The following is a 12,542-nucleotide window of genomic DNA, read 5'->3' on the forward strand; positions in this document are numbered from 1 at the left end:
AACGCCAACTTTTACTTAAATTCAATTAAATATATCACATCGTTGTCACTATCCACTCTTTCTTACCATCGTAGCGAGAGATCAAATCTATCGAATCACTTATAGTGTAGGATTTGAAATAGGTCTACTATATACGAACACTTTAATGACTATAAATTTTGGACAAATTGATGCGCAGCATGCATTACAAAACTCGATTGTTGCGGGTAGCCACTTACAACAATCGTTACCACTCCGTATATTTGATCATTATATTTTCTTTTGATAGGAATTTATCGGAAACCTCTTCCAGGTACGCTCTAAAAAGCTTAATGATTATGCTCCATAAGCAAATAAATCACTTGTAATTATCGAAAAATTTTCGACATTACTTCCGCCAATATACCTGTTATAAGTTTTTTTAAACCCACCATTTTTTTCAAACTCAAGCAAAGCATTGTTAATCTGTTGTAATAATTCGTTATCGGTTTTATTTACCACGATTCCAAATCCATATCCAATGGAAAACGCTTTTCCAAATGGCGCAAAAACTGGCATTTGGGTAGCCCAATACTGAGCTGACAATGCATCTTGCAAAATAAAATCAATATCCCCATTGCTCAATGCCTCAATAAGCTTTGGAGTTGACCTATAATTTACAATTTCAACATTAGAGAAACCTGAATCATTGATAACTTTTTCAAAAAGAGTGCCAACTTGAATACCTATTTTTTTTCCATTAAACACATCTTTTGAAAAAGGCACAGTTGCCCATTTTTTTAATGCAAGATATTGAGCCTCGCTTGGAAGATAGGGAATGGAAAAACTAACACGCTGACTTCGGTCTAAAGTGATTGTAATCGACGCAATCCCTATATCTGCTTCATGTTGTTCTATCGTTGATATGATAGTGTTTTCGAAAAATCCGGAATGATATTGGCAATGGCGATGTATGGTTTTGCAAATATCCTCCATCATTTCTATATCAAAACCAAATAATTGATTGTTGGCTCCTTGCATAATAAAAGGAGGGTTAAAAATTTCCGTAGCCACTGTGAGTGAACGTAATGGCTCTGCATAGGAAAAAGATAGGGAGAAAGAAAAAATAAATAAAAGTTGAATCCATCTCCTTTTTATACTTAATGATCTCAAGTAATAGGAAATTATGGTTTGCATCATCACAGACAATCCTTGTATTGTGATTTTCTAATTTTTAAAAAATGTAGCGCATTTTGTTAAATGGTTCAATGGCAGAATCATTGGTTTAAGGAGGGAGTCTCAGTAACAAAGCTTTTTCGTGCCACAATAAAGGAATTAAATTTACTTATATAATTTCAGAATTAATTAAAATTTAATCATATTGGTCTATATTAATAATAAACTCATTTGATGATTGATATGTTTGCCGAAGAATTTAATGACGTATTTTTAAATAAATATGCACTCCAATTACAAACATATAAAGGCACAACCAAAAATGATGGAGGCATTCCCTTATACATACAGGGTATCACCACGAGCTTGAGTAGATTTATTGATAAACAATCAAAAGATCTAAATGGAGATACTTTAAAAAAAACCACCGAAGCGTCGTCAAATGGTGGCGAACTCTTTGTTGAATTAGAAGAAAGCTCTGGAAAGAAACGAACCTGGACCACTGTTTTCGCAATTGGCGCTTTAGCGGCCTTTCGTAAACAAAAAATAGGTCAAGATAACGCTGAGCAAGAACATCTTGATAAAATAATTGAAGGGTTAAATCAAGGTTGGGTAGAAGGATTTGGTGGTTTATCCTTGAGTGGTATCTCAATAAATGAGGAAGTGATTAATAAATTATTAGGTGGTATAGAAGGATGGGTTAAAAATTTAGAACCCAATAAGCCTAGCAGCCAAGAGTTTTCAGAAACTGTTATCGCAGCGACTACATTGGTCAACATATTAGAAACGAAACTCACTGAAAATAAATCAAGAGTCGAAAGCAAAATTCCGAATGCGTTCACAGTCCTAGCCGAAACGAAAAAAACATTGATGCTGAAAGCACCCCAATTCGCTTTGAGCTATTATTCGCAGGATAATGGATTATTGTCTGAACTTCTTGATAAGCAACCCGCAATTGCTCTAAGCCTCCTTAAAGAAAATCCTTTTCTTATTGATACCTTATCTCTTACTACACGTGTAGCAGAAACTTTTGCTACATTTTTAGGAAATCATCTAGAGTTTGCTTTAGAGGCGCTTAGTAAAACTACCGACTTATCAAGTCAACAAAAATTTATTGTATCTGCCTTACTAAAAAATAACCCTAAACACATTGAACCTTTATTAAGGGAGGCTTCAGACTCAGTAAAACAAATATTACAAGAAAATAGAAGCCTTGTTCGAGCCATACAAAGTTGGATTGAGTCAGAGGAAGCACAATCAAAAGATCTGAAATCTGTTAAAGAATTTATGGCACCTTATCAGGTTAAAACCACAACAGATGTCTTAGCCAAGCTACAAGAATCAAAAGGAGCGGCTCCTAGTCTTAGTATGGCTCTCGAAAATATACAGCAAAAATATGATGAACGCAGAATACCCTTTCATGAAAAGCAAAAACGTATGGCCATATTTTCTAAATTTATGGATCAAAATCCATTAAATATGGAACGATTTTGGATAAATTATCCTAATGAAAAAAAATGAACCAACTATGTGATGATCTTGGATTGGAGCCTCACTCAATACAACGAGCACACTTATTAACTCATGCCAGAAGTTCAGTAGGTAGCTATTTAAATAAAAAACTTAACCCGTGGGGACCTCCCAGGCTGGAAGAAATATTGCACAGCAAAGAAATAGAAACGGCAAATACTCAGGTTAAATCCGACCTTCAACAATCGCTCATGTCTTTTACAAACCAGAAAACACAAATTCAAAAATTAGCGCAAGAACTAAATCAACTTGACAGCACCTTACAAGAAATCTCTATAGACGAGTGGATTGGTAGTCAACAACAATTTCAACAATCTATTAAAACTAGAGATAGTCATAAGCCAATGCAGGAGATTCAAAAACATGCTCAAGCCTTAATCCATGCATTAACTGGTTATCAAACTGAACTAGAAAAAATAAGGACTATTGCCCTATCTATAAACAAACTTGAAAATCCAGAAATAAATATTACAGAAATATCCCAGTCCCTGGACCAATATGTTGAAGCAGTTTATCAACAAGGCATAAAGCTGTATGGGGAAAAACCTGAGAATTACAGTGAATTAAATATAATACAAAAAATCGATTACCTAGAGGGCGCAATAAAGAAACAAATCGAAGCAACAAATAAAATCAAAGATGACTTTGGTCATCTACATAAAGGAGCTATGATTTCCAATCAAATTAAATCTAAAACAGATAAGCTTATAATTGAACATGCCAGAGAAGTAATAAACAAGTCCAGTGGTTTCACCCATTGGATTTTAAATATATTTAGCTCAAGTTATAGAAAAACATTCGCAGCACTTAAGGAGGCGGTAGAAAACCATGACGCACTCGCAACTGAAGCTGAAAGAAATATTAGCGTACCCGAATGCGCTACAAAAATTCGAAATATATTATTAGCAACAGAAAGTAATAGCAATAAATTCAGTACTATGAAGCATAAAATACAGAAGATTCACCAAGAATGTGAACTCGCTCCTGTTCCCTTACAAGAACCAGATAAGCTAATAAACAACGCCAAAAGTGTTTAATCATCAAGAAAAAAACACATGATTTTAATGACCACTCTTGTAGTTCGTGTTTGTCTCAATTAAAGTGCCTTAATTGGTTAAAAAAATATTCGTTTTTATAAACATTTTAACTTTTATTATGGTTACAGAATGTCTCTAAAAAAATTTAGTGTCTACAGTGAAAGATGCCCCTCTCATAATGTTCTTGAGGGAATTAGTGATAAATGGTCAATTTTAGTAATTAATCTATTGTTAAAACAAACGTACCGATTTGGAGAATTAAAACGTGAAGTGAATGGAGTTTCTTCTAAAATGTTAGCCCAAACGCTCAATAAATTGGAACGTTTTGGATTTATAAACAGGGAATCTTTCCCAATATTACCTATGAAAGTTGAATATTCATTAACAACATTAGGTAAGGAATTAGGTAATATCCTTAACTTGCTCACGACATGGACCGAAAAAAATATGGAGGCAATAATTATCGCTGAGAATAATTTTGAAGCAACAGAGGCATCCTACAAATAATACCTCTTTAAATGCACTCCGGTCCCCTTCTCAATTGATTGTTTATTATAATTTTTGTTTTCTTGGGCATTTAATTTTATTCGATAATTTGAGCAATTGATATTGCTTGATTAGGTGCTTAGCCGTTGGTCAATTTTTTATATTTAATTAGGTAAACACCCCATTATTTATTCTGAATCTCTACAAAAAGCTCCATCAACCTAACTTTACGATAGACAGATTTAGAAAATAACTCAATTTATGCTAGTCTTTACAATAATCAATAAAGATGCAGAAAGTATTTTTTTAAATACTTTGTTATTTCTTTTTATTTGTAGGAGATAAGCATTATGGAATATAAAAGACCTCTTTCAAGTGATTTTGAACAAATAGTCACCCTGCAGAATAGAAATCTAGCTTCCGTTTTAACCCCAACAGAAAAAACTGATGGCTATCTTTCTGGAGCTTTTTCAGTTGATCAATTAAAGTCTATGGATCAGGATATTTGTGTCTTCATTTGCAAAGATAAAGATAGTGTTTGTGGTTATATTTGTGTGGGGTCTGTTGGATACAATAAAAATGTACCTTTAGTCGCCGCCATGCTTGATTGTTTCCCCCATATTATTTATCAAGACAGGTTACTGTCAACTTATAACATAGCAATTTCAGGGCCTGTTTGCATTGACAAAGACTATCGAGGCCAAGGTATATTTTTTAATCTTTATAATGAACTCTCAGAATTTTTAGTGAATGAACGTCCTGAATTAGATTTATATGCTGTCTTGATATCTACTCAAAATTTACGCTCGATTAACGCTCATAAAAAGCTTGGTATGGAAAGTGTGGGTAAATTTTCATTTGATAATAATGATTATTTAATCCTAGTGCTCCCAATCAATAAATGTAAAAGCCAACATAGATGAAGCTATGACTATGCCACCGCTGGTTTTTTCAGAAGCTGGATATCGCTTTCATTGCCCTTAAACTGCGAAGATCGAGTATAATAATTATAAAAAATAATTTCTTAATTTAACTCATATTTTAATCATTGCAACTATATAAGGTAACTTAATGAAAAAACCACTAATTTTATTAGCAGCCGCATTATTAGGTTTCAGTTATCATGCCAGCGCTATGGAATACACATTGTTGCCCCCTATCGGTGTCTGCGTGTTTGATATTGATGGTACTTTAACGGAACCCGGGTCATTCGAAGCAATAAACGTTTGTAAACAATTGGGGTATGGCATTGGAATTAATACCGGTGAAAATAGAGACTCTGCCCAGGTGTCAATGAATGCTATTTATAATGGCGTTTCAGAACGTGGAAAAAGCTTAGAGACTTTACATCCTGACTTAGGGGATCGCTATTATGATTTTGTGTATGCTGCTTATAATACTTACCACCAATCTACTGATTTAATTGATATTATTGGGAATGGGGAAAAAACAATGGAACATCCTGGTGATGTAAACCGTGACACTTTATTCCAATACAGTGGGGGTTGCAAAGAAAACTTTAGTCATGCTTGTACTAACTGGCCTTATAAGCATGAAGGGTTGGAATCAATCGCTGAATTCTATTACGAAGATTATGTACGCCCACAAGATAATTCTGGTACTAAAGGTGGCATATCGGATGTGAAAAACGAATGTATTGTATTATTTGATGATCAAAAAAGCACTATTCAGAATTATGCAAATAACATTAGTGAGGAAAATGGTGGTATTAATCTAGCAAATACCACTGGCGATTATAGCAAGCTATTTCGAGGCGTTTACATTCAGCAACCAGGCTGGACGTTTAATAGCGCTGAAGAAGCTAAAGCAACCATTTGCAAATCAATAAAATCATTACCAGAAAAATGTCAAGTTCCGATTGAAACTTATCAAAAAGTATGTGGCAGTTAACTTTACAAACCAATAAAATGAAATTCAAAAGCTGATTAATCGGATCAGTTTCTGAATTCAAAGTGGCTATCGTCTAAGTACAAGATAACAACTACATGATTAGAATTGACGTGGCGTACATACCAACAGATGTAATTCATTGTAGGTGAAATACATTTGCCAATCATATCGTGGAAAGAATACTCATTGACCACAAAGAGTTAAATATATACAATTATGCGATTTATGGTGTAATTGCATGATACTCCCATCTTACTTGAACTCGTTTTATCAATACACTGAGTTTAAACAATTAAAGCGCTGTGCTGAATTAGCTGAAAATACTTTCTGCTCCGAAGTCGTAAATAAAGATCCATTAAATGAATTAAGAGGAAATCTATTACGCATTTTGGGTGAGATTTCGCAAGTGCAAGCCAATCGATATGGCATTTATAGCATGTTGTCAAATTATGCCTTGAGTTTCTTTAACTTTCATAAGATCAAAGGAAATTTAAAGGATATTTCGAACCAAGAACTTCAAGACATAAAAAATACGTTGATTGCTGCATTACAAGGATTAGCAAACGATTTCCCTATACTTGATGTAGACCCTATTGATTTAACTCCAATTGAAAATGATGAAGTCTGTTTTACAAGTCTAACCGGAAGAAGGTATCGGTTGGTTAATATGGTGGATTGGATAAAAATACGTAAGGCATTTATTTACCCTGATACCAATTCCGTTATGTTAGTACACGATATTGAGCAATTGAAGCGATTATGTGCTCAACAAAACCTTTCAATGGAGCCAAAGCCAAGCCATATAATTGAACTGGAACAAGAGTTATTAAACATTGGTTTCTCAGTTAATCATATAGAGGAATTAAAAGTTCCTAATTTACGCAAAAATCACATCCTTGTTTTGAAAATGTTGGTAACAGAATACCAATTAAGCCACTCTAAAGCCATTGCAGAACTCAAGGGTTTGAATTATGAACACGCGGATGCCTTAAACGCCTTATATTCACGCGGCTTACGCGGTGATCATTTAAGAAACTTATTTATAGATGAAGAAGAGTTTGGTCCTCACCATACAGTAGTTTTGATGATGTTGATGGATGATTGGCATTATGACGTTGAAGCCGCTGTTCGCTGTATTTCTGGCTGCGATTTTGAAGAAATACAAAAATTTTATTCCATACCAGCGCCCACAAGATAAACTCATTTCAAAGGCTATCAAGGATTTGCCAAAAATATTAGAACCATTCGTTTTGGTTCAAGCCTACTTGAAAGAAATGTGTCATAGTGAGCATGACGCATTTCAAAGCGCAAATCGGACAATATTTAAACACTAGAGCAACCTCTATTTTTATATGTGCTTTGACAGAATATAAACAAGCTTATCCACAGAAAATGTGCATAAGTGAAAATAATGTATTTTTATCAACTAATGGAACTATCCTTATAGGACAAGGCCTCTAAGTCAAAATACCTGAGGGAAGTATATTTAGTATGAAAAATATCCACAGAAGAAAAGTGTAGAACATAAAGTGATGATACTTGCCGTTCTAACACAACAAAATTAAAAAGCAGTCTTGACTTGGACTATTTTTCGATTGATATCCTTTACCAACAACAGTTTATCTTTATCATCCCACAATTTTATTGCGATACCTACAATTTCTGAAGTTCAAACTCAAGGCCTTGAGATTTATTACCTGGGATTTATTATTTCTTCTAATCCAGTCCTTAACTTTTACAATAACTATCTTAAAGAGATAACGGCTGCAAAATTCTATCTTTAGGACCATCATAACTCGAGTAAATATATCCTAATTCTAACGCATCTTCATAAGATACTAAAAATTCAGGGTATAAATCTGTAACTTGTTTATGTATTTGTTTTATATCACTTCTCCTCAAACAACTTCCATTCCTTTCAAAAATCTTTTCTCCAGTGTGAGCTCTTACTTCATCACAATAATCCACCAGATTAGTGGGGTTTATTTTTTTCTCTTTGGTATACATACCTGCATTCATAAAGTGACAAATTTCATGAACTAAGGTATTTGCCATATCTTGAGAATTCTTTTGTGATCTAATATAAATGACTTTATCATCATAAATAATACCTTCCAATTTAGATTCGATTTTTCGTACCGTTGAAATATCAGGTGGGAAATTTTCTGGGAGAACCTCTCCATATTCTTTCTTCATATTTTTTCTCATTTCAGCGTAATGTTCTTTACTCATATTAAAAAATGACTGAATTATGATCTTTTTGGAGTTAATAACATCTAAGATTTTTTTTGCAAGAACTGATTGGTTTTGTTTAATAACATCAATCGCCGCACTTAAATTTGTTTGAAAATTATCGTGAGCATAATTAATAGGTTTTTCGAAAAATTTTGCATTATACACTCTAGATTCCCTCTCGTTGTCAGACTTAAGGTCAGTAGCATCCTGATTTTAAAAATCCGGCCGATGATACCAAGTCAGATAACTAAGAATGTTAAAATCATGATGGCGCCAGTGTCAACATTGACCTCACTATGAACATACAAAATACAGTGCTAATCGCTTTAGATATACCCTCAGACATTAAGGATGAAAAATCGATTGAAATGAAAAGCAACACTTAAAATTGCTGTAGTTCAATCCGTTTACAAGGAGAATAAAATCATCTAAAATCCATTTTTTTCAACTAGCCAACCATTTAAGCTGTTGTATTAGGAAGAAAACCATGCCTTTAAGTGATTATGCTCCTACGTTTTTTAGCTCGAGTAAAACTGGAAGAAAAAGTCAAAGAACCTCGGGTTATTCTGAATTTATAGGTCAAACTATTTTAAATAACTACATCACAGCAATTCCAGTTAAAGTAGTGCAAACCGCAGCAGAGCTTTATGCTTTATGTAGTAAAGACACCCATATCAGTGAGAAAATAGCCGCTCTCATACAAGCAGGTCTGACCATAACTCAAATTGGTTTGGCAATTACCATGTTGTTTGAAGGAGAACAATGTAACATTACAAGTTCCAATCTATTCACTTCAGATACGAGTAACTTATGCAAAGCGGATTTTTTGCTCGATATGCTTTATGCCGGAATTCTTGCTACAGGCTGGGGAGCTAGCGAGTTATCCAAGACACCTACAGCACCAGTTGCACCGGTGTAGGAAAGTAAGATAATCATGTTGAGGCATCAAAGCCTCAACCTTCATTGTTCGCAAAACACGCCATCTCCTCATTTCTCGGTTTATAAATTATAAAAATCTATCCGAACAAGATAAAAAACATTACTTTTTTCAGAAAAAATTTGCTCTTTAGGGTTTAGCTAGAATTAATTGGCTCATCTAGGTATAATCATATGCCAAAAATGGGATTTTAAAGAAACAAAAGCATCAAATCAGTACCTCTTTTCTAAAAAATACAGGCTTATGACATGGAGCATAAAGTTGAGCCTAAAACTGATAAATTATCAGTTTGCAGTTAACGCATAATTTTATACGCTTTAGCATTTACAAAAAGGAATTTAGTATGAAAATTTCAGAAGTAAGACAATTATTTCCAGGATTAAACGATAAAGTTTTTTTAGATGCAGCTTGTGTGAGTTTACTTCCTGTTTCTTCTAAATTAGCAATTGATAATTTTTTAGATATAGCTTTGCACTGCTATGCTGAAGATGCTTCAGCACATCACATTCAAATGGATAGAATGAGATTAGCAGCGCTTGATGAAGCTGCAAAATTACTTCAAGTTAATGTGAATAACCTTGCTTTGATTGAAAGCACCACCTTTGGATTAAACACCGCTGCTAATGCTTTAAATTTACAGCATGGTGATAATGTATTGATTGCTGATTCCGAGTTTTTACAAGTATCTATTCCTTGGATAAAAAAACAACAAAAAATGGGCATAGAAATTAAACCCGTTTACACCCAAGATGGAAAATTAACTATTAATGAGTTTGAAAAGAGGATAGATAAAAACACGAAAGCGATTTGTGTATCATCAGTACAATGGTGTACAGGATATCGAATTGATCTCGAAGCATTAGGTAAACTATGTCAGCAAAATGATATTTGGTTAATTGTAGATGGAATCCATGAACTGGGCGCCATGGAAGTCAATCTACAAAAACACTATGTCGATTTTTATATTGCTGGGGGACATAAATGGTTAAATTCGCCGCTTGGTTGTGGGATCATGTATCTTTCCGACCGCGTTTTGAATGAACTATCACCGAATTCTTTCGGTTATTTATCTCTCGAAGAACCACAAGGAGGATGGGGAACTTATTTCAGAACACCCTCTATCACTCCGTTTCAACCCTTTAATTTTTCTAAAACCGCAAAACAATTTGAAGTCGGTGGCACATCGAATTACATAGGTGCAATTGGGCTTGGAAAATCCATTTCACTTATTAATCAACTTGGGATTAAATCCATTGAATCAAGAATTCGTGAACTAAGTAACCTATTACATCAAGAACTTAATAAGCTAAATGTCTTTAAAATTACTCAAGAAGATGAGGCCTCACAATCGGGAATCACTGTATTTAGTTTTTATAATAATGCTGAAAAAGACTTAGCCCTACTTAAAGCTTTGCTCGAAAGAAAAATATATTTATCCATGCGTTATACATCAAATTTAGGCGGACTAAGGGTATCTACGCATTTTTTCAATAATGAAGAGGATATTCAAAAGCTAATTCATTCCATTCGTACAATAACAAATTAGAACCTTAGCGAATAAGGATATTAAGGTACATTTTGCAGGAGCAGGAGTAGAAGCAATGAAGATTGCTATTATTGGTGCGGGTTTAACTGGACTATTGTTATCACTTTATCTAGCCCGCAGAGGATATCAAATCGATATTTATGAGCAACGTTCAGATCCCAGAATTACAACACATCGCTATGACAAAGGACGCAAGATGAGTATTGATCTATCATCTCGTGGGTTACTCTCTTTGGCAGAAATAGGTTTAGCCGAAAAAATATTAAGTAAATCTGTTCCAATGCGCGATCGGGTCATTCATTTACCTAACGGAGAAATAATTTCCCTCGCCTATGGAAAGTGTGAGAATGATTGTATTCATACTGTATCACGCACGCAACTGCACTTTGATTTATTGCAAGAAACTGAATCCGTCTCATCAATCAGGGTACATTTCAATCAATCATTTATTGATAGGGATACAACATCCGATGAATTTATCCTCTTCGATAATCATTTAAAAAAACACTATGTCATCAAACCATTTTTTCTTTTTGGATGTGACGGTGCTAATTCAATAGTTAGAAAATGTATTGAAAGACATAAAGACATTACGTTTCAATATAGTTATTTTCCATATCAATATAAAGAATTAACCATACCCTATTTAGAAAATAAAGTGCTGCAACTTGAAGCCATGCATATGTGGCCTCGAAAAAATAGCATGTTAGTTGCACAACCAAATTATGATCATTCATTTACATGTGCATTTCTTTTACCGAGTACCGGTGACTATAGTTTTGAAAATCTGGCGAAAGATCATTCGCCACAAAAAATGCTTAACTACTTTAAAGATCAATATTCAGATATTTATCCGTTCATTATCAATCTAGAAAATGATCTCTATAATAATCCCATAGGTTCATTAGTTACAATTAATGAAGGTCATTGGAATATAGATAAAGTTGCATTAATGGGCGACAGTACGCACGCCATGGTGCCTTTTTTGGGTCAAGGATTAAATTGTTGCTTTGAGGATTGCCATTTATTTAATCAATTTTTGGATAAATATAATGATGATTGGGAAACAGCTATTCCAGCCTTTGAAGAGTTGAGAAAAAAGGACACTAATGCCATTACTATTATGTCATTAGAAAATTATCCTGAACTATTTGACTCTGATTTACAAAAATCGATATTGTTGCGTGAGATAGAAAACTACCTCATGGTAAATTTTAAAGATACATTTGCCACCTATCACAACTTGACTTGTTTTAGTTCACATTCATACAGCTACATCAATTCAATTAGACTCATTCAGAAAGAAATGATTATAGATATCTCTCAAACCATCAACAATATTAAAGAAATAAATAAAGATAAAATAGAATTATTTTTAGAAGATTATCATAAAAAAATTTGTAAAATGCGTATCCAATAGCGAAAACTCTCTCTGCTAATGGTTCCTTGTTTTACCTCGGGCTAAAAACAAGCAGTAGAGTTACAAAGTGGACTCATACTGCGATAATCATGTCGCGAGGTCTACGCACTGGGTTTCTTCATCAACATGTTGCCAGACAGACTTGATGATGATTATCCTTGGTCACTTGCCCATCAAGTTGTGATTTGAGGTGGATAAAGTCATTTGTCCTTACTTTATATAATGCTGTCATGGCATCCAAATCGCGCAGCAACAACGCCCGGACAGCGATGCGGCTCCTCATCCTCTGTACAGCCCCACAGAGGC

At 34.1% G+C, this 12,542-nt stretch carries 11 protein-coding genes; 9 read left to right on the forward strand and 2 right to left on the reverse strand.

The features are described from left to right. Positions 1-315: 315 nt before the first annotated feature. Positions 316-1,158, reverse strand: a complete 843-nt coding sequence (locus EL220_RS10065; RefSeq protein WP_051544767.1) for a transporter substrate-binding domain-containing protein — start codon at positions 1,156-1,158, stop codon at positions 316-318. 219 nt (positions 1,159-1,377) lie between these two features. Between EL220_RS10065 and EL220_RS18945 the strand changes: the two genes are divergently transcribed. The 6 genes from EL220_RS18945 to EL220_RS10090 all read left to right on the forward strand — a co-directional run bounded on the left by EL220_RS18945 (position 1,378) and on the right by EL220_RS10090 (position 7,296). Beyond that, the gene (locus EL220_RS18945; RefSeq protein ID WP_232002378.1) at positions 1,378-2,655 is read left to right on the forward strand and encodes a hypothetical protein; all 1,278 of its coding nucleotides are present in this window, start codon (positions 1,378-1,380) and stop codon (positions 2,653-2,655) included. A 137-nt stretch (positions 2,656-2,792) separates the two neighbouring features. Next, entirely contained in the window at positions 2,793-3,701 is a 909-nt protein-coding gene (locus EL220_RS18950; protein ID WP_232002379.1) for a hypothetical protein, read from the forward strand. 129 nt (positions 3,702-3,830) lie between these two features. Further along, entirely contained in the window at positions 3,831-4,208 is a 378-nt protein-coding gene (locus EL220_RS10075; RefSeq protein ID WP_027271945.1) for a winged helix-turn-helix transcriptional regulator, read from the forward strand. A 329-nt stretch (positions 4,209-4,537) separates the two neighbouring features. Continuing rightward, positions 4,538-5,110, forward strand: coding sequence for a GNAT family N-acetyltransferase (locus EL220_RS10080; protein ID WP_027271944.1), 573 nt, complete (start codon positions 4,538-4,540; stop codon positions 5,108-5,110). A 148-nt stretch (positions 5,111-5,258) separates the two neighbouring features. Beyond that, the gene (locus EL220_RS10085; RefSeq protein ID WP_027271943.1) at positions 5,259-6,098 is read left to right on the forward strand and encodes a hypothetical protein; all 840 of its coding nucleotides are present in this window, start codon (positions 5,259-5,261) and stop codon (positions 6,096-6,098) included. A gap of 238 nt (positions 6,099-6,336) precedes the next feature. Further along, complete coding sequence (locus EL220_RS10090; RefSeq protein WP_027271942.1) at positions 6,337-7,296, forward strand: hypothetical protein; 960 nt, start codon at positions 6,337-6,339, stop codon at positions 7,294-7,296. A gap of 551 nt (positions 7,297-7,847) precedes the next feature. Here EL220_RS10090 and EL220_RS10095 read toward each other — a convergent pair. Then, positions 7,848-8,498: a hypothetical protein gene (locus tag EL220_RS10095; RefSeq protein ID WP_027271941.1), complete on the reverse strand. Its 651-nt coding sequence runs from the start codon at positions 8,496-8,498 to the stop codon at positions 7,848-7,850. A gap of 322 nt (positions 8,499-8,820) precedes the next feature. On the opposite strand from EL220_RS10095, the gene EL220_RS10100 reads away from it, so the two are divergent. The 3 genes from EL220_RS10100 (at position 8,821) to EL220_RS10110 (ending at position 12,236) form a co-directional block, all read left to right on the forward strand. Further along, on the forward strand, positions 8,821-9,252 hold the full coding sequence (locus tag EL220_RS10100; RefSeq protein ID WP_027271940.1) for a hypothetical protein: 432 nt from the start codon (positions 8,821-8,823) through the stop codon (positions 9,250-9,252). 361 nt (positions 9,253-9,613) lie between these two features. Further along, entirely contained in the window at positions 9,614-10,816 is a 1,203-nt protein-coding gene (locus tag EL220_RS10105; RefSeq protein ID WP_027271939.1) for an aminotransferase class V-fold PLP-dependent enzyme, read from the forward strand. Positions 10,817-10,871: 55 nt separating this feature from the next. Continuing rightward, positions 10,872-12,236, forward strand: a complete 1,365-nt coding sequence (locus EL220_RS10110) for an FAD-dependent oxidoreductase (protein WP_027271938.1) — start codon at positions 10,872-10,874, stop codon at positions 12,234-12,236. Positions 12,237-12,542 lie beyond the last annotated feature (306 nt).

Origin of the sequence: Legionella sainthelensi (genome assembly GCF_900637685.1) — a bacterium.
Lineage (GTDB): Bacteria > Pseudomonadota > Gammaproteobacteria > Legionellales > Legionellaceae > Legionella > Legionella sainthelensi.